Annotated in this window: 23 protein-coding genes; 19 read left to right on the forward strand and 4 right to left on the reverse strand. The window is 41.6% G+C overall.

From position 1 onward, the window contains the following. The first annotated feature begins 52 nt into the window (after window positions 1-52). A complete protein-coding gene (locus QFZ31_RS27465) occupies window positions 53-316 on the forward strand; it encodes a DUF1294 domain-containing protein (protein WP_307309261.1) in 264 nt (87 codons plus the stop codon). 68 nt (window positions 317-384) lie between these two features. After that, the gene (locus QFZ31_RS27470) at window positions 385-972 is read left to right on the forward strand and encodes a TVP38/TMEM64 family protein (RefSeq protein ID WP_307309263.1); all 588 of its coding nucleotides are present in this window, start codon (window positions 385-387) and stop codon (window positions 970-972) included. A 5-nt stretch (window positions 973-977) separates the two neighbouring features. Here the strand turns inward: QFZ31_RS27470 and QFZ31_RS27475 are convergent, their stop codons facing one another. Further along, window positions 978-1,361, reverse strand: coding sequence for a sigma-w pathway protein ysdB (locus tag QFZ31_RS27475; RefSeq protein WP_307309266.1), 384 nt, complete (start codon window positions 1,359-1,361; stop codon window positions 978-980). 98 nt (window positions 1,362-1,459) lie between these two features. Here QFZ31_RS27475 and QFZ31_RS27480 point away from each other — a divergent pair, with 98 nt between their 5' ends. After that, a complete protein-coding gene (locus tag QFZ31_RS27480; protein WP_307309269.1) occupies window positions 1,460-1,951 on the forward strand; it encodes a dUTP diphosphatase in 492 nt (163 codons plus the stop codon). A gap of 63 nt (window positions 1,952-2,014) precedes the next feature. Beyond that, window positions 2,015-3,100 carry a M42 family metallopeptidase gene (locus QFZ31_RS27485; RefSeq protein WP_307309272.1) on the forward strand — a complete coding sequence of 362 codons (1,086 nt, stop codon included), beginning with the start codon at window positions 2,015-2,017 and terminating at the stop codon, window positions 3,098-3,100. Window positions 3,101-3,485: 385 nt separating this feature from the next. Here the strand turns inward: QFZ31_RS27485 and sspI are convergent, their stop codons facing one another. Further along, window positions 3,486-3,692: a small acid-soluble spore protein SspI gene (gene sspI, locus QFZ31_RS27490; RefSeq protein WP_179601899.1), complete on the reverse strand. Its 207-nt coding sequence runs from the start codon at window positions 3,690-3,692 to the stop codon at window positions 3,486-3,488. A gap of 111 nt (window positions 3,693-3,803) precedes the next feature. Between sspI and QFZ31_RS27495 the strand changes: the two genes are divergently transcribed. The 3 genes from QFZ31_RS27495 (at window position 3,804) to pheT (ending at window position 8,396) form a co-directional block, all read left to right on the forward strand. After that, the gene (locus QFZ31_RS27495; RefSeq protein WP_307309276.1) at window positions 3,804-4,553 is read left to right on the forward strand and encodes a TrmH family RNA methyltransferase; all 750 of its coding nucleotides are present in this window, start codon (window positions 3,804-3,806) and stop codon (window positions 4,551-4,553) included. Between the two features lie 375 nt (window positions 4,554-4,928). Beyond that, on the forward strand, window positions 4,929-5,966 hold the full coding sequence (pheS, locus tag QFZ31_RS27500) for a phenylalanine--tRNA ligase subunit alpha (protein ID WP_307309278.1): 1,038 nt from the start codon (window positions 4,929-4,931) through the stop codon (window positions 5,964-5,966). A gap of 15 nt (window positions 5,967-5,981) precedes the next feature. Next, window positions 5,982-8,396, forward strand: a complete 2,415-nt coding sequence (gene pheT / locus QFZ31_RS27505; RefSeq protein WP_307309281.1) for a phenylalanine--tRNA ligase subunit beta — start codon at window positions 5,982-5,984, stop codon at window positions 8,394-8,396. A gap of 346 nt (window positions 8,397-8,742) precedes the next feature. Here pheT and rnhC read toward each other — a convergent pair whose 3' ends face one another. Next, window positions 8,743-9,675, reverse strand: a complete 933-nt coding sequence (gene rnhC, locus QFZ31_RS27510) for a ribonuclease HIII (RefSeq protein ID WP_307309283.1) — start codon at window positions 9,673-9,675, stop codon at window positions 8,743-8,745. 253 nt (window positions 9,676-9,928) lie between these two features. On the opposite strand from rnhC, the gene zapA reads away from it, so the two are divergent. The 5 genes from zapA (at window position 9,929) to QFZ31_RS27535 (ending at window position 15,377) form a co-directional block, all read left to right on the forward strand. Beyond that, window positions 9,929-10,189 carry a cell division protein ZapA gene (gene zapA / locus QFZ31_RS27515; RefSeq protein WP_179601907.1) on the forward strand — a complete coding sequence of 87 codons (261 nt, stop codon included), beginning with the start codon at window positions 9,929-9,931 and terminating at the stop codon, window positions 10,187-10,189. A 7-nt stretch (window positions 10,190-10,196) separates the two neighbouring features. After that, the gene (locus tag QFZ31_RS27520) at window positions 10,197-10,751 is read left to right on the forward strand and encodes a CvpA family protein (RefSeq protein ID WP_307309286.1); all 555 of its coding nucleotides are present in this window, start codon (window positions 10,197-10,199) and stop codon (window positions 10,749-10,751) included. 106 nt (window positions 10,752-10,857) lie between these two features. After that, window positions 10,858-12,579: a DNA polymerase/3'-5' exonuclease PolX gene (polX, locus tag QFZ31_RS27525; protein WP_307309288.1), complete on the forward strand. Its 1,722-nt coding sequence runs from the start codon at window positions 10,858-10,860 to the stop codon at window positions 12,577-12,579. A 13-nt stretch (window positions 12,580-12,592) separates the two neighbouring features. After that, on the forward strand, window positions 12,593-14,950 hold the full coding sequence (locus tag QFZ31_RS27530; protein WP_307309291.1) for an endonuclease MutS2: 2,358 nt from the start codon (window positions 12,593-12,595) through the stop codon (window positions 14,948-14,950). A 19-nt stretch (window positions 14,951-14,969) separates the two neighbouring features. Further along, window positions 14,970-15,377 (forward strand): DUF350 domain-containing protein, encoded by a 408-nt coding sequence (locus tag QFZ31_RS27535; RefSeq protein WP_307309292.1) that lies wholly within the window; start codon window positions 14,970-14,972, stop codon window positions 15,375-15,377. 392 nt (window positions 15,378-15,769) lie between these two features. Here QFZ31_RS27535 and QFZ31_RS27540 read toward each other — a convergent pair whose 3' ends face one another. Further along, complete coding sequence (locus QFZ31_RS27540) at window positions 15,770-17,155, reverse strand: IS1182 family transposase (protein WP_307305804.1); 1,386 nt, start codon at window positions 17,153-17,155, stop codon at window positions 15,770-15,772. Between the two features lie 367 nt (window positions 17,156-17,522). Here QFZ31_RS27540 and QFZ31_RS27545 point away from each other — a divergent pair, with 367 nt between their 5' ends. The 7 genes from QFZ31_RS27545 to QFZ31_RS27575 are packed head-to-tail and all read left to right on the forward strand — an operon-like array spanning window position 17,523 to window position 25,584. After that, complete coding sequence (locus QFZ31_RS27545; RefSeq protein WP_307311820.1) at window positions 17,523-18,110, forward strand: GNAT family N-acetyltransferase; 588 nt, start codon at window positions 17,523-17,525, stop codon at window positions 18,108-18,110. After that, the gene (locus QFZ31_RS27550) at window positions 18,088-19,086 is read left to right on the forward strand and encodes an alpha/beta hydrolase (protein WP_307309294.1); all 999 of its coding nucleotides are present in this window, start codon (window positions 18,088-18,090) and stop codon (window positions 19,084-19,086) included. The genes QFZ31_RS27545 and QFZ31_RS27550 overlap by 23 nt, the downstream gene beginning before the upstream one ends. A 6-nt stretch (window positions 19,087-19,092) precedes the next feature. Next, window positions 19,093-20,445 (forward strand): aspartate aminotransferase family protein, encoded by a 1,353-nt coding sequence (locus QFZ31_RS27555; RefSeq protein ID WP_307309296.1) that lies wholly within the window; start codon window positions 19,093-19,095, stop codon window positions 20,443-20,445. An 11-nt stretch (window positions 20,446-20,456) separates the two neighbouring features. Beyond that, window positions 20,457-21,977, forward strand: coding sequence for a pyridoxal phosphate-dependent decarboxylase family protein (locus QFZ31_RS27560; protein ID WP_307309299.1), 1,521 nt, complete (start codon window positions 20,457-20,459; stop codon window positions 21,975-21,977). Next, on the forward strand, window positions 21,958-23,739 hold the full coding sequence (locus QFZ31_RS27565) for an IucA/IucC family protein (protein ID WP_307309301.1): 1,782 nt from the start codon (window positions 21,958-21,960) through the stop codon (window positions 23,737-23,739). The genes QFZ31_RS27560 and QFZ31_RS27565 overlap by 20 nt, the downstream gene beginning before the upstream one ends. Then, complete coding sequence (locus tag QFZ31_RS27570) at window positions 23,736-24,287, forward strand: GNAT family N-acetyltransferase (RefSeq protein ID WP_307309304.1); 552 nt, start codon at window positions 23,736-23,738, stop codon at window positions 24,285-24,287. Before QFZ31_RS27565 ends, QFZ31_RS27570 begins: the two co-directional genes overlap by 4 nt. Window positions 24,288-24,324: 37 nt before the next feature. Then, window positions 24,325-25,584 (forward strand): lysine N(6)-hydroxylase/L-ornithine N(5)-oxygenase family protein, encoded by a 1,260-nt coding sequence (locus QFZ31_RS27575; RefSeq protein WP_307311822.1) that lies wholly within the window; start codon window positions 24,325-24,327, stop codon window positions 25,582-25,584. Window positions 25,585-25,596: the final 12 nt, after the last annotated feature.

Raw genomic sequence — 25,596 nt, forward strand, 5'->3', positions numbered from 1 at the left:
TAGAAGCCATTCTCATAACGAGGATGGCTTTTTCTATAAGGGAGACGGGGAAATGAGTACCATTCTAGGTGTGTATATCATTATGAACCTTATTGGTTTGTTTGTGATGAAAATAGATAAAGACCGTGCAAAAAATCATCAATACCGCATCAGCGAAAAAACCTTATGGCTAGTTGCTTTATTTGGGGGAGCGGTTGGTACAACAGCAGGAATGCAGCTCTTTCGTCATAAGACGAAGCATGTAAACTTTAAAATTGGCTTTCCTATCCTTGCAGCAGCGGAAGTCATCCTTTTAAGCTATTTTTTCACGTTGTAGACATAACAGCATGACCCTATCTATATGCTGTAATTAACAATCAAGATAACACCTAGGGGGCATGTTACATGAATGAGGACTTGTCTTTGCTGTTAATCATGGTGGAAGCTGGCGGCATTATGGCTCCGCTTGCTTTCGTTGTATTTCATTTGCTTAGATCTTTCTTATTTATTCCTGTATCAGTTGTCGTCGTTGCAGGTGGGGTTCTGTTTGGAACTTTATGGGGAACTATTTATTCGGTTATTGGTTTAATGGGAGTTAGCGTCTTTTTCTATGTTTTTATTGATAGGATGCCAAGAACCCAGGAGCGCATTATAAAAATAAAAAATCGCTGGTTCGGTGAATATCGGAATCTAACCGTTGGTCAAATCGCTATTTTAAGACTTATTCCATTTGTACATTACCATCTATTAAGCTTTTGTTTAAAACAAAGAAAACCTAAATTTAAAGAGTATATGAGGGCTTCTTTAGTAACGAATATTCCAATCGCCCTTTTTTTTACAATCTTTGGAGAGTATATCAGCACTTTTACCCCTTCTGTTATTGGAATGATTCTTATCGGTTTAACTTGTCTTGTTTATCTGTTGAGAGAGAAACAAAATGTAATTAAATGGAGGGACTTCTTTAAAAGAAAAACAGAAAAAGCCGCTGGCTAGGCGGCTTATTTTTTTTGATACAAAAATTCATGTATCGGACTTTTCCAGTTGATTTGTGCTAATGGATATTTTTCGTGAATCTTTTTTTCGATGAAATAAAAGTCTTCCTTAGCCATTCCTTGAATGGAGGTTGTATGCTCCGGTGAAAGCGAAATAGAAACAACATCTATACTGTTTTTCGTGGCACCTAAGTATTTTTCACCCGTAAAAACGGCCCCATTGTAGGTAAGCTGAAAATTCTTAATTACCTCATCATTATCTAACAGTAAAAAGCGTTTGTGTTTTCGGGCTGCTTCTATTTTACGGGTTGGTTTGAGGAGGAATTTAATCGTCCCAAATATCAAGAAGATGAACAAGAAAACTAACAGTAAGCGCAGCAGCCAAACCATGGTAATGCCTCCTGACCTTTTTCATACTATACGAATTGTAATGAGAAAAGTTTCATTCTCCCCACAGTTTGATATAATTTTGCTTAGGGAGTGATAAAATGCAACTGGAAAAACTATTTAGAATGCAACGTGGTTTGGATCAGCATATTGAAGAAAAACATGGATTGCAGAATGAAGATTTATTCGATAGAAAGGTTTTGGCATTGCTGGTAGAACTCGGAGAATTAGCTAATGAAACGCGCTGTTTCAAGTTTTGGAGTATCAAGCCATCATCGGAAAAAAGTGTTGTTTTAGAGGAGTATGTTGATGGAATTCATTTCATATTATCGTTAGGAATTGAATGTGGATTTCAAAACCTAGATTACACACTTGATATCGAACCAACAGCAGCGAGCACAACAGAACAATTTCTTTTAATTTATCAACTAGTAAATAAATTTAGGGACACAAAAAGCGAATCTGAATTCAAAACCCTGCTACAATCTTATTTACAGCTTGGTACCCTGCTTGGAATATCCTATGAGGAAATGGAAAAAGCATATTTTACAAAAAATGAAGTAAATTATCAAAGACAGCAGAATAACTATTAGCTGTAGATATACATTGTTTTCTGTATAATAAATTTCGAACATACATAAAAAGGGGGCGAAGCAATGGCTAAAATGGATGAAACCTTGACCATGTTTAAGGAACTGACAGATGCCAATGGCATTCCCGGAAACGAGCGGGAAGTTCGCGAAGTAATGAGAAAGTACATAGCACCATATGCGGATGAAGTCACAACTGATGGACTTGGCAGTTTAATTGCCAAGAAGGTCGGAAAAGAAGGCGGCCCGAGGATTATCGTGGCAGGCCACTTAGACGAAGTTGGCTTTATGGTAACTCAGATTGATGATAAGGGTTTCCTGCGTTTTCAAACAGTAGGAGGCTGGTGGTCACAGGTCATGCTTGCACAGCGTGTGACGGTGGTAACCAATAAAGGTAATATCATCGGTGTCATCGGGTCAAAGCCGCCGCATATTTTACCCGCGGAAGCTCGTAAGAAACCGGTGGAAATAAAAGATATGTTTATTGATATCGGTGCATCTAGCCGTGAAGAAGCAATGGAATGGGGCGTCCTGCCAGGTGATATGGTCGTTCCATATTTCGAATTTACGGTTATGAATAATGAAAAATTGCTTTTAGCAAAAGCGTGGGATAACCGAATTGGATGCGCGATTGCAATTGATGTAATGAAGCAATTAAAAGGTACGGAGCATCCGAATGAGGTTTATGGTCTTGGAACAGTCCAGGAAGAAATCGGCTCTCGAGGCGCACGTACTTCCGCCGAAAAAATTAATCCGGATATTGGTTTTGCAGTGGATGTTGGGATTGCTGGGGATACCCCTGGAATTTCTGAAAAAGAAGCAATGAGTAAGATGGGGAAAGGACCGCAAATCATCCTATACGACGCAACCCTTGTAGCCCATAAAGGCTTGCGTGATATTATTATCAATGTGGCTGAAGAGTTAAATATCCCTTATCAATTTGATGTAATTCCTGGCGGTGGAACAGACGCAGGTCCGATTCATACTACACATAATGGTGTTCCTTCCATACCAATTACAATCGCAACACGTTATATTCATACACACGCTGCTATGCTCCATCGTGATGACTACGATAATGCAGTTAAGTTGATTGTTGAGGTTATCAAACGATTAGATCGAGAAACAGTTGATAAAATCACCTATGAATAAAATGGATCAATCCTCGACACAGAGTCGGGGATTTTTTAATTAATTGCAATACAGGCGGATGGCGAGAAATACTGGCGGATGGCGAGAAACACTGGCGGATAGCGAGAAACACTGGCGGATAGCGAGAAACACTGGCGGATAGTGAGAAACACTGGCGGATAGCGAGAAACACTGGCGGATAGCGAGAAACACTGGCGGATAGCGAGAAACACTGGCGGATGGCGAGAAACATTGGCGGATGGCGAGAAACACTGGCGGATAGCGAGAAACACTGGCGGATAGCGAGAAACACTGGCGGATGGCGAGAAACATTGGCGGATGGCGAGAAACACTGGCGGATAAGCATAAAAATAGCCGCCGATTTATATCGGCAGCTTCATCTAAATTATTTTAATCCACTTTCAAGCGTTGCGAGCATTTCTTTCTTTTCTTCCTCAGAAGAATTTTTCCAAATGACTTCAAATAAAACTCCTAAGCCTGGTAGCATTTTTTCTTCTCCATTTTGGATGGCATCAACGATTGTATCTTCTAATTCGTCTTGTGAGTTACCAGCAACATTGTGGATAATGGCATTTCGTAAATTTAAGTTCATATGAATTCACTCCTTATTTATCCTGTATTACTCTAATATGTTTTCTAATTTTAGTTTTATTATGTATTTTTTTTGGGATATAATGAGAAAAAACACTGAAGGAGCACAAACTTGAATCATATTGAATCAATTCAAAATCCAAAAGTAAAACAGTGGAAAAAGCTGTTAACAAAAAAGGAACGAGATAAATCGGGGACATTTTTAGTCGAAGGTTTTCATTTGGTAGAAGAAGCATTAAAACAAAGTGATCGTGTGATGGAGATTATCGTTTCTGATAAGACTGGCCTACCGCCGCGCTGGGATTCTGGTGAAACACCAGTCACGATTATAACCGAGGAGATTTCAAATTCATTATCTGACACGGAGGCACCACAAGGGATTTATGCAGTTTGCCGGCAGGTTCAACTAGAAGTACCAGACGCGAAGACGTATCTGCTTATCGATGCCGTACAGGATCCAGGAAATCTTGGGACAATGATTCGTACAGCGGATGCGGCTGGCATTGACGCTGTGGTAGTAGGAAAGGGAAGCGTGGACGTTTACAACTCAAAGGTACTAAGGTCCGCGCAGGGAAGTCATTTTCATCTGCCAATCATAAGAGGGGATCTTCATGAATGGATAGAAAAGCTTCATGAAAAAAATATTTCTGTATACGGTACAGCACTTGAAGGTGCTTCAGCATATACTGATATTTCAACAGCTGAGTCCTATGCATTATTAGTTGGAAATGAAGGAAACGGTGTTAGTAAAGAACTGCTAGCGAAAACGACCGCGAACCTTTACATTCCGATTTACGGAAAAAGTGAATCATTAAATGTTGCAGTGGCAACAGGTATCCTGTTATATTTTTTGAAAAAATGACGATACTAGTTTGAATCAACAAGGAAAGTATTATATAATAATTTACATTATTGAAAAATAACAAAGACGTTGACGGAGAAAAGTAACTTATCAAAAACCATTTAGGGAGAAAGTGCCGTGACTGAAAGCACTTTTATGGGCATGTTAGGTGAAGTTCACCTCCAGAGTTGACATCGGGACCACGTGCAGAAGCACGTGTAAAGATGTACCGGCCTAGCCGTTATCCGAATGAAGCGAACACATGTGTTTTATACATACCGTGTTTACAAGGGTGGTACCGCGAACTATAAACCTCGTCCCTTTCCAGGGATGGGGTTTTTTTGTTTTTTGGAAAGAAGCTGCCCGAAATTTGCACATTAAAAAGGAGGAAACACGATGCAAGAACGATTAAAGGAATTGCAGCAAGAAGCTATTCAAAAAATTGAACAGTCTTCAAGCTTAAAAGAATTGAATGACATTCGCGTTGCCTATTTAGGAAAAAAAGGTCCAATTACAGAAGTACTGCGTGGAATGGGTAAGCTTTCAGCAGAAGAACGCCCAATTATGGGGGCACTTGCAAATGAGGTTCGTGAAGCGATTGCGACTGTTTTAGAAGCGAAACAAAAAGAGTTAGAAGAAGCCGCAGTTTTAGAAAAGCTTGCTTCTGAATCAATTGATGTAACATTACCTGGAAGACCTGTTAAGGTTGGTAACCACCATCCATTAACAAGAATCATTGAAGAAATTGAAGATTTGTTTATTGGAATGGGTTATCAGGTGGCAGAAGGTCCTGAAGTAGAACAGGATTATTATAACTTTGAAGCTTTAAATTTACCGAAGGGTCACCCTGCTCGCGATATGCAGGATTCCTTCTATATTACAGATGAAATTTTACTGCGCACACACACTTCTCCCGTACAGGCACGGACAATGGAAAAGAACCAAGGGAAAGGCCCTATCAAAATTATCTGCCCGGGTAAAGTGTACCGCCGTGATAATGATGATGCTACACACTCTCATCAGTTCATGCAGATTGAGGGACTCGTTGTCGGCGAGAATATTCGAATGAGTGATTTAAAAGGTACTTTAGAAGTTTTTGCTAAGAAAATGTTCGGTGATGACCGTGAAATCAGATTACGCCCAAGTTTCTTCCCATTTACAGAGCCTTCAGTTGAAATGGATATTTCTTGTATGATTTGCGGCGGACATGGCTGTAATGTTTGTAAGAAAACAGGCTGGATTGAAATCCTTGGAGCTGGAATGGTTCATCCAAACGTCCTTGAAATGGCTGGCTATGATTCTAAAAAATACACTGGATTCGCGTTCGGTATGGGACCAGAGCGAATTGCCATGTTGAAATACGGTGTCGATGATATACGCCATTTCTATACAAATGATGTACGTTTCTTAAAACAGTTTTCTAAACACGAATAGGAGGAGGAAGACGAAATGTTCGTTTCATATAAATGGCTCCAGGATTATGTAGATTTATCCGGAGTGTCAGCTGTTGAATTAGCTGAAAAAATTACAAAAAGCGGGATTGAGGTTGAGGGAGTAGACGTCCTTAACGAAGGAATTACAGGTGTAGTGGTTGGTCACGTTGTGGAACGTGTACAACATCCCAACGCTGATAAATTAAGCAAATGCCAGGTGGATATAGGTCAAGGTGAACCTGTTCAAATTATTTGCGGCGCACCCAATGTGGCACAAGGTCAAAAAGTAGCAGTTGCAACCGTTGGTGCGGTACTACCGGGTAATTTTAAAATTAAACGTGCAAAGCTTCGCGGCGAAGAATCAAATGGAATGATCTGCTCATTAACAGAACTTGGTGTAGAAGCAAAGGTAGTACCAAAAGAATATTCTGAAGGAATCTTTGTTTTTCCTCAGGATGCAGAGGTTGGTACGGACGCAATCGCGTTATTAAACCGTGATGATGAAGTTCTTGAGCTTGGCTTAACACCAAACCGCGCAGATTGCTTAAGCATGCTGGGTGTAGCTTATGAAGTAGCTGCGATTCTAGGCAGAGAAGTAAAGCTTCCAGAAATCGATGTTCAGCCAGTAACAGAAAAAGCTACTGATTATATTACAGTAAAAGTAGAAGCAAATGAGGATAATCCTTTGTATGCTGCTAAAGTCATTAAGAATGTAAAAATTGGTCCTGCACCACTATGGATGCAAACAAGACTTATGTCTGCAGGAATCCGTCCACATAACAACGTTGTCGATATTACTAACTACATTTTATTAGAATACGGTCAGCCACTGCATGCGTTTGACTATGATCGTTTAGGTTCCAGAGAAATTCTAGTACGTCGTGCTAACGATGGTGAGAAATTCACAACACTCGATGATGTTGAACGTACATTAACTTCTGACCATTTAGTGATTACCAATGGCACAGAACCAGTTGCATTAGCTGGGGTAATGGGCGGTGCAAATTCAGAAGTAACATCTGATACAACTACTGTATTGCTAGAGGCGGCTTATTTTACAGGAGGTACTGTAAGAAAAGCTTCAAAAGACCATGGATTACGCAGTGAAGCTAGCGCTCGTTTCGAGAAGGGTGTCGATCCAAACCGCGTACGAGCTGCGGGTGAGCGTGCTGCTTACTTAATCGCAAAATACGCTGGCGGCGAAGTGTTAGAAGGGGCTTCTGAAGTTGATACACTAACGGTTGAACCTGCAGTCGTTTCAATCACGCTAGAAAAAATAAATAATGTCATCGGTACAAATTTAACTGTTGCCGATGTAGAAGCAATTTTCGAACGTCTTCAATTTGCAGTAAGCAGTGAAGGGGAAACTATTACAATTACAGCTCCAACACGCCGTGGTGATATCAAAATCGAAGAAGACTTAATTGAAGAAGTAGCGCGTCTGTATGGCTATGATAACATTCCTAAAACATTGCCAATCGGTTCCGCTACACCAGGTAAATTATCAGATTACCAAAAAAAGCGCCGAATTGTCCGTCAATATTTAGAAGGTGCAGGCTTGTACCAAGCGGTTACGTATTCGTTAACAAGTGAGGAAAAAGCTGCACAGTTTGCACTTGAGAAACGCGATTTCATTCGTCTGGCAATGCCGATGAGTGAAGACCGTAGTATCCTACGCTTAAGCATTATGCCGCAGCTGCTCGAAGTTGTAAAATACAACAGTGCGCGTCAAAACGACAGCCTTGCTGTATATGAGACAGGTGCAGTATTCTTAGCAAACGGTAACGAAGTCTTACCTGAAGAACAGGAGCATTTAGCAGGCGCGATTACTGGCTTATGGCACAGCCATTCTTGGCAGGGTGAGAAAAAGGCAGTTGACTTCTATGTAGTAAAAGGCATTTTAGAAGGATTATTTGCAAAGCTTGGTCTCACTGAAAGTGTGACATATGTTCAAGCTAAAGTGGATAATATGCACCCAGGAAGAACGGCTGAAATTCACTTAAATGGTGAGAGAATCGGTTTTGTCGGTCAAGTTCACCCAACTATGCAAAAAGAATTAGATTTAAAAGATACCTATGTTTTCGAGCTTTCATTAAAGGCAGTACTTGAGGAAGCAACAGAAGCACTAAGATACGAAGCGATTCCACGCTTTCCATCCATCACAAGGGACATCGCTCTTGTCGTTGATAAAGAAACAGTATCAGGCGTGTTAAAGGACGTTATTCAACAAGCAGGCGGAAAACTTCTTAAAGAAGTTAGCGTTTTTGATCTATATGAAGGTGAACGCATGGAAGAAGGTAAAAAATCCATTGCCTACTCACTCAAATACATGGATCCAGAACGTACTTTAACAGACGAAGAAGTAACAAAGGTTCATACTCAAGTACTTGAAGCCTTAAAAACTCAGGCTGGAGCAGTATTAAGAGGGTAATAATAGATAGAAAAAATGACCTAGTGAAAATCAACTAGGTCATTTTTTTATGTTATAGTTCATGAAGCCAAGAATTAATGTGATTCAGACAAATGAGGTCTCATGAACGGTTCATGAAGGCGAAAATTAAAGTAATTCAAAAAAAAGAGGTCTCATGAACGGTTCATGAAGCTCAAAATTAATGTAATTCAAAAAAAAGAGGTCTCATGAACGGTTCATGAAGCCGAAAATTAAAGTAATTCAGAAAAAAAGAGGCCATATGAACGGTTCATGAAGCCCAAAATACTAGAGACTCAGTAAAAAGAGGTCGGATAAACCGTTCACATACAAGAAACAATAGAATAAATTACCTTTTCTTTTTATTCACAAGAGTCATGGCTTTTTCCGTATTAGCAAAATGAAGCTTTACAAATTGAGGCAATACCTCTCGCCCTTTTTTCAAAATCAGCTTTGCAGCTGCCTCATCGACCTGAGATCCTGCCCCTTTTGGGATTTTAAAGCCTGCTGACTCACTAAGCTTATCAAAATACTGAACAAAAGCATAACGTGCGAGAATCGATGCTGCCGCTACAGCAAGATGGATTCCCTCAGCCTTTGTACTAAAATAAACATTTTCCCTGGCAACTTCTTTTTGATTTTTAACATGCTGAAAATAGGTGCTTTCTTGAACAAATTGATCGATAAGAATCGCTTCAGGTTTCACAGGTGAAATTTTCTCAAGCACTTTTAGAATGGCTTGGTTATGTAGAATGGCTTTCATTTTGCCTTGCGACATGCCAGACTTTTGCAGCTGATTATACTTTTCATTTTTTAACGTCATTAGACTAAATGGAACAATATCTTTAATTACCTTTGCAATCGCGATGATTTTATCATCATTTAAATCCTTTGAATCTCTGACCCCTAATTCTTTTAATAAAGGAATATCTTCCTTCTTCACGTAGGCAGCTACAACGGTTATCGGACCAAAAAAATCACCGGTACCCACTTCATCAGAACCAATTAATGACATCTCACTTATTCCATTTGGCAAATTACCTTTAGGAGCACTAGATTTCACAGGAGCTTTTGCAGCCGCCTCGCCCCATCTGCTCGCCTCAGCTTCACTTCCATTCCCCTGAAATAAAACTTTCCCAGACTTATAGGCTGTAATCATTGAGCCGGTAGTCTTAGCAGCAAACACACTTCCTGGAGGAGCTTTATCGAGCAATTTGCCTTCATAATAGCTTTTCATTTTATTAATTTCAGACATACTTAGATTTAACACAACATTTCCCACTCCCAAAACACTCCTCGACATTTTTTTTAAAAAAAGTAAAAAAACTCCAATTAAAACTGTTTCTCTGTCTAGCTCCAGCGCCTAGTCCCTCGAGGTCGCTTCGGTCCAACTGGCGAAGTCAAAAGGCGCGACTTCACCTGTTGACCCTCCAGCGCTTGTTCCGAAGGCGCTTTTGCTTTTCTCTTTTCGACACACATCCGTTCGTGTTATATTATAAATTAGGGATTTCTTCGAATCGAATGGAGGCAGTAATTTGTCAAATACAGAAAAAACTAGAACAACCGTAGATATTTACGGAACTCAATACGTAATATTAGGAACCGAAAACCAAAGTCATGTTCGACAAGTCGCTTCCTTAGTTGACAAAAAAATGCGCGAAATTGGTTCCAGGAATCCATTACTAGATGTAAATAAACTCGCTGTATTAACTGCAGTGAATGCAGTCAATGATTATATTAAAATGAAGGAACAATTAGAGCGGCTGCAATCTGAACTACAAAAGGAAAAGGACTGAATAAGTCATGTTGGATTTAGCAATTATTTTATTATTAGTTTTTGGTTTTTTTATTGGATTAAAAAGAGGTTTCATATTGCAGTTAGTCCATTTAACAGGTTTTATTATTGCATATATCGTGGCAAATTTATACTATGATGATTTAGCGCCCAGATTAACGCTATGGGTTCCGTATCCGAATCTAGGTACTACTTCCCCTCTAAAACTATTAAGTGAAGATGGGAATATGGAGGTAGCTTTTTACCGTGCGATTGCCTTTATCATTATTTTCTTTGCGGTAAAAATCCTGCTGCAAGTAATAGCATCGATGCTCGATTTTATTGCCCATTTGCCGATTCTAAGGCAATTAAATGTATGGGCTGGCGGAATACTTGGATTTGCTGAAGTCTATCTACTTCTCTTTATTTTATTAAATATTGCTGCGCTAGTTCCAATGGAAGTTTTACAAAAACCATTGGATGATTCCATTATGGCGAATCTTCTAGTGAATCATACCCCATTTCTATCTGAACAAATTAAGACTATCTGGATAGAATATACAGCTGCATTGACTTCTCTCTGATGAGGGAATGTCTTTCTTCTCTCTAAGGAGAGAATTCCCTTACTTCTCTCTAGGAGAGAAGTTTTTCTATTAAAAGGTTAAAATAATGGTAAGGTAGGTGGAGGTAATGGAGGTAAATAAAAAAGACTTAATTCGATTATTAGAAACTATCGCGGTTTACATGGAGTTAAAGGGTGAAAACCCCTTCAAGGTATCTGCATTCCGTAAAGCTGCGTCTGCACTTGAATTTGATGATCGCAGTTTATTGGAAATTGAAGATTTTACGTCATTATCAGGAATTGGTAAAGGGACCGCGGCTGTTATTGAAGAATACATAAATGAAGGCACTTCCACGGTATTAAATGAACTAAAGGAAGAGGTTCCAAAAGGGTTAATTCCTTTATTACAATTGCCTGGACTTGGCGGTAAAAAAATTGCAAAGCTCCATAAAGAACTGGGAATTGAAGATGTCACTACCTTGGAAGAAGCTTGTAAAGCAGGCAAAGTCCAAGCATTAGCAGGGTTTGGAAAAAAGACAGAAGAGAAAATTTTAAGCGCGATTGCCAATGTAGGCTCTAGACCAGATCGCCTACCGCTTGCTTATATGCTGCCAATTGCTGATTTAATAGAGGCAAAACTTGCTGAACTTCCTGAGATTCATCAATATTCTCGTGCCGGAAGCTTGCGCAGAGTACGGGAAACCGTAAAAGACCTTGATTTTATCATTTCAAGTGAACAGCCGGAAAAAGTAAAACAATTTCTGCTGGAATTACCTAATATAAAAGAAATTATTGGCGCTGGAGATACAAAAGTATCACTTGTTTTTGGATATGATTATGATGTATCGGTAGATTTTCGTCTCGTTAAACCAGAGGAATTCATCACGACTCTCCACCATTTTACTGGTTCAAAGGACCATAATGTCCGGATGAGACAGCTGGCTAAAGAACGTGGAGAAAAGATAAGTGAGTACGGTGTTGAAAATGTTGAGACTGGCGAAATTCTTACTTTTTCATCGGAGGAAGAGTTTTTCAAGCATTTTGACCTGCCGTTTATTCCGCCAGAAGTAAGAGAAGATGGAAAAGAAGTAGAGGATTTTCCTGGTTACGAAGGTGAGTTAATTGAGCTAAGCGATATAAAGGGCGACCTTCATATGCATTCCACTTGGAGCGATGGGGCTCACACGATTGAGGAAATGGTAGAAGCTTGCCGTGCAAAGGGCTATAAGTACATGGCCATAACCGACCACTCCCAATACTTAAAAGTGGCTAATGGACTCTCGCGTGAGCGACTATTGCAGCAAAAAGAAGAAATTAAAAAATTAAATGAAAAATACGAAGATATACTAATTTTATCAGGAGTTGAAATGGATATCCTGCCAGATGGCACGTTGGATTATGACAATGATCTGCTGGCTGAAATGGATTTCGTTATCGCGTCCATTCACTCCGCTTTTTCACAGCCAAGAGAAAAAATCATGGAGCGGTTACGTACGGCATTAGAAAACGCGCATGTGGATTTAATTGCCCATCCAACTGGACGGAAAATTGGCAGACGTGAAGGTTATGATGTCGATATCGATCTGCTGATAGAATTAGCAAAAGAAACGAATACTGCTTTAGAGCTTAATGCCAATCCTAATCGATTGGATCTGAAAGCTGAATATTTACGAAAAGCACAGGACGCGGGAGTTAAACTATTTATTAATACCGATGCTCATAAAAAAGAAACGCTGTCCCATATGGGTGTAGGGGTTTCGACAGCGAAAAAAGGCTGGATAAAAAAATCATCGGTAATTAATGCACTTGAACCAAATGACTTACTAGAATTTTTGCATAATCGAAAATAGGGGGTTCATCTCCATGCAAGAAAGAACGTTAAAGGTATTGGAATTCACAAAAGTGAGAGACCAGCTCATTGAACATGCAGCTTCGTCTCTTGGAATAGATAAGTTAAAAAGATTAGTACCATCAACAGATTTTGAAGAGGTCGTTAAACTTCAGGCAGAAACAGATGAGGCAACGACCGTGTTACGAATAAAAGGAAACGTCCCGTTATCAGGAATTCACGATATTCGTGCACATATTAAACGTTCGGTCATTGGGGGAGTACTTAGCTCGCATGAGTTGATTCAGGTTGCAAGTACCATCCATGCAAGCCGGCAAATGAAACGGTTCATTGAAGATATTGCGGAAGAAAGAACCGAAATTCCTATCTTAATGGAACAGGTTGACCGTATTATTCCTCTAGTCAATTTGGAGGAATCGATCAGACATGCGATTGATGAGAGTGGTGAAGTCCTCGATAGTGCGAGTGACCTGCTGCGTTCATTAAGAAACCAGCTGCGCTCGAATGAAGCACGAGTACGTGAAAAACTAGAGAGTATGATTCGTTCATCGAATGCAGCAAAAATGTTATCAGATTCGATTATTACCATCCGAAATGACCGCTTTGTTATACCTGTTAAACAGGAGTATCGAGGTCATTATGGCGGTATCATCCATGATCAGAGCTCATCAGGGCAGACTCTATTTATTGAACCGCAAGTGATTGTGCAATTAAACAATCAATTACAAGATATTAGAGTAAAAGAACAGCTTGAGATTGAAAGAATACTGACGGAGCTCTCTGCAAAGACGGCTGAATTTGAGTCCGAGCTGCAGGTAATTGTTGAGGTTCTAGGCAATCTTGATTTCATCTTTGCAAAGGCAAGATATGGCCGGAAGATGAAAGCAAGTATGCCTCGAATGAATAATGAGGGGCGAATTGCCTTATACAAAGCTAGACACCCGTTAATTCCGATTGACGAAGTGGTAGCGAATGATATTTTGCTTGGGAAGGACTATACAACGATTGTCATTACCGGACCAAACACTGGTGGTAAAACGGTAACCCTAAAAACGCTTGGTTTATGTTCATTAATGGCCCAGGCAGGCTTACAGGTTCCTGCCTATGACGGCTCAGAACTCGCTGTTTTTGATGCGATTTATGCGGATATCGGCGACGAGCAATCCATTGAACAGAGCTTGAGTACCTTTTCTTCTCACATGGTAAATATCGTGGATATTTTGAAAAAGGTCGACTTTAATTCCCTTGTCCTATTTGATGAGCTTGGTGCAGGAACAGACCCTCAGGAAGGCGCCGCGCTGGCGATTTCCATTTTAGATGAGGTCCATAATCGAGGGGCGCGAGTGATTGCGACTACTCATTATCCAGAATTAAAGGCCTATGGATATAATCGCGAAGGTGTCCTTAATGCCAGTGTTGAATTTGACGTTGAAACGTTAAGCCCAACCTATAAGCTTCTACTTGGTGTACCAGGACGAAGCAACGCGTTTGAAATTTCAAAGCGATTAGGGTTAAATGAACGCGTTATTGATGCTGCAAGATCCCATGTTAGTGAGGATACAAATCAAATCGATAAGATGATTGCATCCCTTGAGGCAAGTAAGCGTCAAGCCGAAATCGAACATGAGGAAGCACGTGATTATTTAAGACAGGCAGAAAAACTCCACCAGGATATGCAAAAACAAATGATAGAATTTTATCAGAACAAAGATGCTATGCTGGAAAAAGCGGCTGAACAAGCTGGTGAAATATTGGAAGAAGCGAAGAGTGAGGCAGATAAGGTTATTCGTGACCTTCGTAAAATGAGGATCGAAAAGCATGCTGATATTAAGGAACACGAGTTAATTGATGCAAAGCGGCGTCTCGAAGACGCAACTCCTGAAATAAAGAAATCTGCCGCTCAAATGAATAAGAAAACGAAGAAGCATACCTTCACACCGGGTGATGAAGTGAAAGTTCTGACATTTGGTCAAAAGGGTACACTGCTTGAAAAAGTCACCGATAACGAGTGGCAGGTTCAAATCGGCATCCTGAAAATGAAGGTAAAAGAAAAGGATTTAGAGTATATCAGCACACCAAAACCAGTAGAAACAAGACCAATGGCGATTGTCCAAGGCAGAGACGCTGATGTAAAGTTAGAGTTGGATTTACGCGGAGAAAGATACGAGGCCGCACTCATGAGAGTGGAAAAATATATAGATGATGCGTTATTATCAAACTATCCTCGTGTTTCAATTATTCACGGAAAAGGTACAGGAGCATTAAGACAGGGAGTCCAGGAATATTTACGAAATCACCGTTCAGTCAAGAAGATTCGTTTTGGAGAAGCTGGTGAAGGCGGTTCTGGAGTTACCGTAGTCGAATTTAAATAATATCCGGGGAGAATAGGGAATGGACCAGTTTTGGGATAACGTGTATATTCAAAGTGCTGCCAATTATAGTGTGGTGATCTTATGTGTGATCGTCTTTTTAGCTATTTTTGAGTTGGTGACGAGATATAAAAATTGGGAAGAAATCCAAAATGGCAATATCGCTGTGGCGATGGCAACCGGAGGGAAAATCTTCGGTATTGCTAATATTTTTCGCTACTCTATTGAACAAAATGATTCATTGGTGACAATGATCAGCTGGGGAGTATTTGGCTTTGTGCTTTTATTGGTTGGATATTTTATCTTTGAATTCTTAACACCTAAATTTAATATTGATCATGAAATTCAAAATGATAATCGTGCGGTTGGATTTATTGCAATGATCTTGTCAATCGGCTTATCTTATGTGATAGGTGCAGGAATATCGTAAGGGGAGATTTTTGTGGAGACATTAGCGAAAGTGCTTTTTGGTTTATGCGCCTTGTTTTTGCTAATTGGTTTGGGGTACATGTTGTTTTTTTAACACGAAAGTCATCGCTGATGGTATAAAGTTTAGAAATATACTAGGATTATTAAGTATGAGCTCGTCCCTGCAAGCAGGGGCGTTGAGAAAGGAAACAGCATAGTTGCTGTTTTCAGATTGTCGAGAAAGGTATCTTTCTCGGCAATTTTTATTTTTCTGCCTGCCCGAAGGCCTGTTGATTTCCGCTCCAGTTGCTTCGCTTTCCGCGGGCGTGCCGGGGAGCCTCCTCAGCGCTTAAGCGCCTGCGGGGTCTCCCCAGCCCCGTACTCCCGCAGGAGTCTTCGCACCTTCCGCTCCAATCAACAGGGGGAATGAACCTGGAGATCGCCACACACTTTTTCAAACCTGGCTAAGTGCGTGGCAATCTTTTTCATGTTTTGGCATGCTGCGGTAAGTAACACTTGCTCACTCGCATTTTGCAATCCCCGTAACCTACAATAGCGAAGCCCATGCAGTTCTTTTGAATCTGCGAAGCTTCGCTCTACTTTTTCTTTTCTAAATTTATATAGTATTTTACCTGACTTTGAAAGTCTGTTAAGTCGAACCTTTTCCTTATGTTCCTCCCAAACATGTCTGGTAACTACTTTTGTTTTATTTTGAGATTTTGTACACTCAGGCAGGAGTGGGCAGTTAGTACACTTTTTAGGATCTGACTTATATTCCCGATAACCTTCTCTTGTAGTTGTACGATATTGTAACTCCTGACCATTTGGACAAACATACAAATCTCTATCTTTGTCATATGTAAACTTCCATTTAGGAAATAACCCTTTTGTTGATTGATATCTTCTGTGAGCGATAACTCCAAAAATATTGCGTTCATTAAGTCCTTTACAAATCGGATTTGTCAGGTAACCCGAATCAAGTGCCACAGCTTCTACTTTAAATCCAAAACGTTCGACCTGACGGTCTAACCGTGAAAGATAGGGGACAGAATCGTGAACATTTCCTGGTGTAACATACGCATCAGTTATGATGTTGAACTTCATGTCGGTAGTTCGATGATCAAGATAACAGAACATCTCCTGTTTATTCTCTCGTGACATAAACCCGCATTCAGGATCAGTTGTGCTCAGTCGTATTTCCTTTTTCTCGGTCACCTCCTCCTTTTCCTTTAAAGGCTTTTTTCCATGATCTCTCCTGTCTTCCTCAATAGCTTTGTTTAAATCTTCTACATATTCACGTGTTTCAACTTCCACTTCAACTCTAGAGAATTTATGTTTGTTTGCATTCGCTTTAAGGTGTGTGGAATCGGAAAATAAAACTCTTCCTCCAACCATCTTGTGGTTAATTGCTTTGAAGACAATCTCATCAAAAATTTCCTGAAATATATTTGTATCTTTAAAACGGGTTCGCCGATTCCAACTAATGGTGGAATGATGGGGAACTGTATCGTTTAGCTTTAATCCTAAGAACCATCGATAGGCCACATTCGTCTGAATTTCACGCTCTAATTGTCGTTCAGAACGAATGCCATAAAAATATCCGATAAACATCATCTTAAAGAGCTGTATAGGGTCCGAAGGACGCCCGTTATTTTCTGAATAAAAAGGACGGACCTTCTCACCAATAAAAGAAAAATCAATATACTTGTCCACCTTCCTTAATAGGTGATCTTGCGGTACTAAATCATCAATAAAAACAAATTCAGCTTCGTTTTGTATTTCTCTTTTTGGCTTATACATTCTATCCACCGTCCTGTTATTTATATGTATATTATAGCATATTAATGCGGTGAATCATTAAAGTAATTACAAAAAATAATAGCTGTCGAGATTTTCTCGACAGCCTGGAAACAGCATAGTTGCTGTTTTCTTTTTTTATGGGTAAGAATAGGGCTAATGTTCTACCAAAGATTGTTCCCGAACACCGTGACTGGGCAGGATGAACTGATTTCTTGATTTTTATTGACAATGATAATCATTTTCAATTAAGATTTTCATGTAATCTAAATGTTCTGACAGGCAGGAGCTGATTGATATAAAGAGAGAAGAAGATTTTGAAGCAATTTTGCAAGACAGGGAATATCATAAATTCATCTCATTCAGACATGTGACTGGAAAAGATATAGATATCCTGCATACTTGGATGCAGCTTCCGCACATTGCCCCTTTTTGGAAGCTTAACGTGAGCAGAGATAGATTTGCCGCCTATTTGGACCGGACGCTTAACGCAGAAAATAAACGGGTTTTTCTCGTTTATGTAGATGATCTCCCTGTGGCCTACCTGATGGCGTACAGCATTTTTCAAGATCCCGTAAAAGACTATTACGAAGCAAAAAGTGGTGATCTTGGCATGCATCTGCTTATCGGACCGAGAGAATTCTTAAATAAAGACGATGGGCTTATGCTCATAAGAGCCATGACGGCCTTTCTTATGAAAAAATATGAGTGCGGACGCATCATAGGTGAGCCTGATGTAAGAAATCGAATTGTCATTCCGATTTTAAAGAGAATTGGCGGAGAAAGATTTGGCACCATTACGATGCCCCATAAGAAAGCAGCTTTAATGATAGGTGACAGAAATCGTTTTTACCGCTATTTATTGACGAAAGATGTTGAATTTAGGAAAGAGCCTAAACTGGAAGACAACACTTTTTGGAAAGCAGGAGCGCCATGTGAAAAGGAACCATCCAATTGATCAGGATCTATCAGATTTGCTTGGGCGCATCAGTGAAAAAATGATGGAACTTAAGCATCCGCCATTGGAGGAACTGACGCCTGAACAGTCGCGATTTTTTTATAAAGAAGCAAGAACATTTTTCAAGCCGTTTGAGTCAGACGGCATTCAAACACATAATGTCAATGTTGGTGAAGGGAATATCCCTGTCAGGATTTATCAGCCGGCAGGAGCCGAAGAACTGCCGGTTTTTCTATTTATGCATGGAGGGGGATGGGTCTTTGGAGATTTAGACAGTGCGGACTCATTATGCACGTATTTTGCAAAGAATGCGGAGTGCCTTGTGATTTCAGTAGGTTACAGGCTTGCTCCTGAACATCCGTTTCCGGCTGCACTGCAGGATGTCATGGTTGTGGCACAATGGGCGCTTCAAAATGTTTGGCACTGGAACGGAAATCCTGCTCAGATGGCGATTGGAGGCGAATCGTCTGGAGCGAATCTTGCAGCAGCGGCAGTCCTCTGGATGAAGGAACTTGGAAGCTGTCCTTTTCATCTTCAAGTCCTTATTACTCCTGTACTTCGTCATCAGTTTGAAACGGATTCCTATCAATCTGGGTATGCATTTAATTTGACGAAAGAAAAAATGGAGTGGTTTTGGAACCATTACGTAACCGATGCGAGACAGGGAAGCCATCCATTTGCTTCTCCTCTGAATGCCAAAAGTCATAAAGATGTGCCGCCATTGCTTTTGGTAACGGCAGAATATGATCCGTTAAGAGATGAAGGATTCCAGTATGCGGAAAAACTTAAAAACGAAGGGGTTCATGTGAAACATCTGCATTTCAGGCAGCTCGTTCACAGTTTTCCTAATATGATCGGCCAGGTCAAAAGTGCAGATTCAGCCATGATGGAACTGGCCGGAACTTTAAAAACGAAGCTAAGAGAACGTTTTTTATTTTTAATTGAGAATGAGAATTATTTTCAAAAAGAAAGGTGATTATATTTGCTGACAAATGAATTCTACCTAAACAGTCAAAACAAACGGGAATCGAATGCAAGATCCTATCCGCGCAGAATTCCGATTGCCATCAGTGAAGCAGAAGGGATTTATGTAAAAGACGTAGAGAACAAAACGTACATAGACTGTCTAGCAGGAGCAGGCACACTTGCACTTGGCCATAACCATCCTGTTGTGGTTGAGGCAATTGAAAAGGTAATCAGAGGGAAACGCCCGCTTCACACGCTTGATCTTACGACGCCAATGAAAGAGGAGTTTGTGGAAGAATTGTTTGCTGCACTGCCGGCCTCATTTGCAGAAAATGCGAAGATTCAATTTTGCGGCCCATCTGGTTCAGATGCGATTGAAGCAGCAATGAAGCTGGTGAAAACGGCAACTGGAAGGGGCGGAATGCTCTCGTTTCAAGGCGGATACCACGGAATGACCAATGGATCCCTCAGCCTCATGGGGAATCTTGGTCCGAAGACGAAAATTCCGAATCTGATGTCTGAAGTTCACTTTCTTCCATATCCATATGCATACCGCTGTCCGTTTGGCATTGGGGGAGAAGAAGGAGCAGCAGTTGGATCGACATTCATTGAACGGACCTTGAATGATCCGGAATCAGGGATTGTAAAGCCTGCGGGAATGGTCATGGAAGTTGTTCAGGGTGAGGGAGGCGCCATACCTGCACCAGATGAATGGGTGAAGCAAGTCCGCCGGATTACTTCTGAACAGCAGATTCCACTTATTGTGGATGAAGTGCAGACAGGATTCGGGCGTACGGGAAAAATGTTTGCATTTGAGCATGCGGGCATTACTCCTGATGTGGTTGTTTTATCAAAAGCAATTGGCGGTACTCTTCCTCTTGCGGTCGTTGTCTATCACAAAGATTTAGACCAGTGGGAGCCTGGCGCTCATTCAGGAACCTTCCGCGGTAATCAGCTTGCCATTGCTGCAGGTACCGCAACAATGAAGTTTATTAAGCGGGAAAAACTTGACGAGCAGGCAGCTCTGCTTGGAGACTTCCTCATGCTGCGCTTAAAGGAAATGAAACAAGATGTCCAATCCATTGGTGACGTCCGAGGTTTAGGTCTTATGGTTGGGGCCGAAATCGTTGACAAAACTGCTCCTGCAGATGCTCTCGGAAGTTATCCTGCAAATCCGCAGCTGGCTAAGAAAATTCAGCAGGAATGCTTTAAACGAGGACTGATCCTGGAGCTTGGCGGCCGCCACGGAAGTACGGTCAGATTCCTGCCTCCGCTGATTATCACAAAAGACCAGCTTGAAACGGTGTGCGACCTGTTTTTCGAAGCGGCTATGGCAGCGGAAAAAGCGTTTATGCCAAGTTTCGTATAGGAGGGAAAGAAATGACAGCCAGTGTAAAAACAAAAATCGACGCTTTTTTTCTAACAAATTCACAAGGCAGCATGGAAAGCTATCAACATGTGATGACCCAAGCGATGGAAACGCTGAAATCAGCCGTTCTTGCAAATGCTCCATTCAGCGGTGCTTCTCCTCAGCTTGTTAAGGAAGGACTTGAAGCTCAATTTCCCGAGTTCCTCCCTGAAGCTGCCGGCAGTCCCAAGGAGGTTTTTGACAAGCTTTCATCTGCGGTTGTTGACCATGCCATCTCTGTCCATCATCCGTTATGTGCAGCACATCTACACTGTCCGCCGATGCTGCCTGGTTTAGCAGCTGAAGTGCTGATTTCAGGATTGAATCTTTCAATGGACTCCTGGGACCAAAGCGGCGCAGCAACCATGGTGGAGCAGATGGTCATGGATGGGCTTTGCACCCTTTTCGGTCTTTATGAAGGTGACGGGGTCATGACGAGTGGAGGAACACAATCTAATTTGATGGGGCTTCTTCTTGCAAGAGAGCGTGCAGCTATAAAGCTTTGGAACTGGGATATTAAGAAGCAGGGTCTCCCTGTAAAACACCACCTTCTTAAAATTCTCTGCTCGGATGCAGCCCATTTTTCCGTACAGCAGGCAGCCTCTGTTTTAGGGCTTGGAGAAGAAGCTGTCATTCCTGTAAAAACAGATGCTGCCCACAGGATGTGCATGAACGATTTAGAAAAAAAGCTGAAGCAGCTTAAAAAAGAAGGAAAGATTCCTTTTGCTCTAATCGCCACAGCAGGCACAACTGATTTTGGAGCCATAGATCCCCTGGAAAAAATGAGTCAGGCCGCTAAGCAATACGATCTTTGGTTCCATGTGGATGCGGCGTATGGGGGAGGCCTCATGATGTCAGATCAGCACAAACACAAACTGAAAGGCATTGATAAGGCGGACTCCATCACCGTTGATTTTCACAAAATGTTTTACCAGCCAATCAGCTGTGGGGCGTTCCTGGTAAAAGACCGCAGCTCGTTTTCCTATATGAAGCGGCACGCAGATTACCTTAACCCAGAGGAAGATGATGAAGAAGAGGTACCGAATCTTGTAGGAAAATCCCTGCAGACAACAAGAAGATTTGATGCGTTAAAACCCTTCCTATCCTTTCAGCTGATAAGCAGGAGCGACTGGTCAGAAATCATCCGCCGTACCCTTTCCCTTGCAAAGGACGCATATAAAATGCTTGAACATGACAGTTCATTTACGGTTATGCATAAACCTGAGCTGAGCACGGTTGTTTTCAGGTATACAGGGGACGGTATGCTTACAGAGGATGCCATCAATCTTCTAAACTACCGGATTCGGGACAGGCTGCTTGCAAATGGAGAAGCCGTCATTGCCCGTACAAAGGTAAAAGGGCATGCTTGCCTGAAATTTACTCTATTAAATCCTCTCGCAGAAGCAGAGGATCTGTCAAAACTGATCCAGAGAATAAAAGAAATCGGACAAAATGAATGGAGGAGGCTTCAGAATGAACAGGGAAGAAGCTAGAAAACGTGCAGAGTATGCTACGCTGCAAAGCTATTTAAATTGTTATATCCGTGAGACGGGAAAAGGCTCTTTAACAGAGGATGTTCCACCAGAGCTTAAACATGCCCATTCAGGCAAATGGATGAAGCTTTCGCTTAAAAATAAATCTGCTTTATACATACCTTTAGCTTATTATTCAGAAACAGGACGCCACTTAGTTGGACCAGTAGTTTATATGGGTTCTGAAAAACTGAATTTCATGGACTGCATTGATGTGACGTTAATAGACTTGAATGCTGGCAAGCCGGATGAAAAAAAGAATGAGCTGCTTAACCGCATTTCCCAGAGCTGTACGCTGATGGCAGCATTTATTGAAGAACGTTCAGGCGAAGAAGACGAACTGTATGGCACAGACTTTGATTTCCTTGCAGCAGAGCAGTCGCTTTTATTTGGACACCTGTTTCATCCTGCACCAAAAAGCAGGGAAGGGATGAATGAAGAGGAAATCAGATCCTATTCACCTGAATTAAAAGGCTCCTTTCCGCTGCATTATTTCAGAGCTCCTGCTGACCTTGTTTATTCTAAATCCCTGCTTCCGCATTCAGCCATTCAGCAGATTAAGCAAATGGTCCTTGATGATCCGGAAATAACAAATGACTTCAAAAACAAGTATGCAAAAGAGGACGGGCACGCGCTGCTTCCGCTGCATCCGTGGCAGGCAAAATATGTCCTTCAAGATCATGAGATTAAGAGTCTTGCAGAAGCGGGAGCTATTGAAGACCTTGGACAGCAAGGACGTTCTTACTTTGCCACCTCCTCACTGAGAACAGTATTTCATCCTGATGTGCCGTTTATGCTGAAGTTTTCATTGAACATAAAAATTACGAATTCTGTACGGGCTAATTTAATGAAGGAACTAGAACGCGGCGCAGAGGTAAAAGAACTGATGGAGGCCGGCCTCGGGAAGGAAATTTCAGATGAGTTTCCGCAGTTCAGGTTTGTTCACGATCCGGCATTTCTCACCTTGAAGCTGGAGGACAGGAAAGAATCCGGGTTCGAAGTCATCCTTCGAGATAACCCGTTTTATCAGGAAAATGCGGATCAAACAACGGCCATCGTCTCTTTATGCCAAGATGGACTGAAAAGAGGAACATCAAGACTTTCAAGCATAATCCGCGGCATAGCAGATAAAGAAAACCGCACCACAAGCGAAATCAGTTCGGACTGGCTAAAGCGTTACTTGGAGATTTCCCTAAAACCGATTCTCTGGCTTTATTATGAGAAGGGGATCGCACTCGAGGCTCATCAGCAAAACAGCATTGTTCAGTTGAATGACGGATATCCTGAGCGATTCTTTTACCGTGATAATCAAGGATTTTACTTCTGTGAATCAAAGAAGAGCGTACTTGAGTCATTTCTTCCTGAAGCGGGACAGAGAAGCGAAACCTTCTGTTCAGATACAGTAGCAGATGAGCGTCTGCGCTACTATTTCTTTTTCAATCATTTGTTCGGTATTGTGAATGCTTTCGGGACGGCAGGACTGGCAGACGAACGCATGCTGCTTAAGATCATCCAGGAAGAAATGGAAGCTTATTCTGTTCCAGATGGACATCCTTCTCAGCTTATAAAAAGCTTCCTGGAACGCGAGAAACTACCTTGCAAGGCCAATCTCATGACACGATTCCACGACTTAGATGAGCTTGTAGGTCCCCTTGAAACTCAGTCTGTGTATGTGGATGTTCCAAATCCACTGTTAAAAAAGGAGGCCGTCGCTTCATTATGATTCAACAAGAAACAAACAAAGTGATTACGTTCCGCAAGGTTGATTTTGAGAAGGATGCGGTCTTACTTCATCAGTGGCACCATGAGCCGCACGTCATTCCTTTTTGGCACCAGAACTTTCCCTTCAGCCAGTATGCAAAGCATTTAAAGGGTTTACTTTCGGACAATCATCAAACCTTATGGATCGGCATGATAAACGGGGAAGAGATGAGCTACTGGGAAACATATTGGGCAAAAGACGATATCATCGGCCGCTATTATGGTGCAGAACCATTTGATCAGGGAGTTCATTTGCTCATTGGAGACCCCTCTTATTTAGGAAAAGGTTTGGCAGAGCCTATGCTTCAGAGCATCATGAAGCAGATGTTTTCTGACAGCAGGACAGCGAGGATTGTTGCGGAACCTGATAGCCGCAACGCTAAAATGATTCACGTGTTTAAAAAGTGTGGGTTTGTTCCGCAAAAGGAACTTAACCTTCCTGATAAACAAGCCCTGTTTTTGATCTGCACAAGAGAAGATTTTGAAAGGAGGCTTACAAGTGGTTTATGACGTGATTGGTGTCGGACTTGGTCCGTTTAATCTGGGTATGGCTGCCCTTATAGATGAAACAGGCGGAATGGACGCTTTGTTTTTTGATCAAAAACCGGAGTTTGCCTGGCATGAAGGATTACTAATCGAAGGAACGACTCTTCAGGTTCCTTTTATGGCGGATGCCGTTACAATGGTGAATCCAGCGAGCAAATACAGCTTTTTGAATTATTTGCATCACCAGAAACGGCTGTACCACTTCTATTTTTTGGAATCGTTCCATATACCCCGCAGAGAATATAACCATTACCTCCAATGGGTTTCAAAGCAGCTGTCATCATGCCGGTTCAGCAAAAGAGTCATTGATGCAGCCGAGCATGCGGATGGCTATGAAGTTAGTGTAGAAGATGTTTTGACAGGACATGTGGAGACTTATTACGCGAAGCATGTGGTTCTGGGAATGGGAAGTGCCCCGAATCTGCCGGAATGGACGGCGGCAGGCAGCCGGAATCTCTATCATTCTTCTGAGTTTTTGCAAAGAAGGAATGAAGCACTGGGAGAGACAGTCACAGTAATTGGCTCAGGGCAAAGTGCAGCAGAGGTTTTCCTTGAGCTTTTAAAAGAGCAGGTAACTGCGGGTTATAAGCTGAATTGGCTAACACGTACAGACGGTTTCTTTCCGATGGAATATTCCAAGCTCGGGCTTGAACATTTTTCACCTGATTACACGGATTATTTTTACCGCTTGCCTCAAAGCCTGAAGGATGAAGTTGTGTCGAAGCAGGATCCACTTTATAAGGGAATAAGCGCAGATACAATTGCAGACATTTACGATCTATTATATGAAAGAACGATCGCCGGACAAAAGCCGGACGTACAGCTCCTTGCCAAAACGGCGGTTAAAGATATCTCAGAATATGGCGGTGGCTTGGAGCTCGACTGTTATCACTGGGAGGAGGGTGAATCGTTTAAGGTTGAAACAGATACTGTTATCGCTGCAACAGGATACAAAACCCTCTGGCCTAAAGCATTCAGCAGCCTAGCTCATTCGATGAAATGGGACGAAGCAGGACGCCCTGTTATTTCGAGAAACTATCAGGTCGAAATGCATGAGCCAAGGGATGAGCACAAGGTGTTTATTCAAAACGGCGAGCTTCATACCCATGGGGTAGGAGCGCCTGATTTGGGGCTTGGTGCTTATCGGAATGCCGTTATCATAAATTCGATTGCCGGTAAAACAATGTTTGAGATTCCGGAAAAAAATGTCTTTCAGCACTTTGGGATCCACCATCTTGCCCGGAAGAAACAAACCGTATAGGAGAGTGAATGA

This window comes from Neobacillus niacini (assembly GCF_030817595.1).
Lineage (GTDB): Bacteria > Bacillota > Bacilli > Bacillales > Cytobacillaceae > Neobacillus > Neobacillus niacini_G.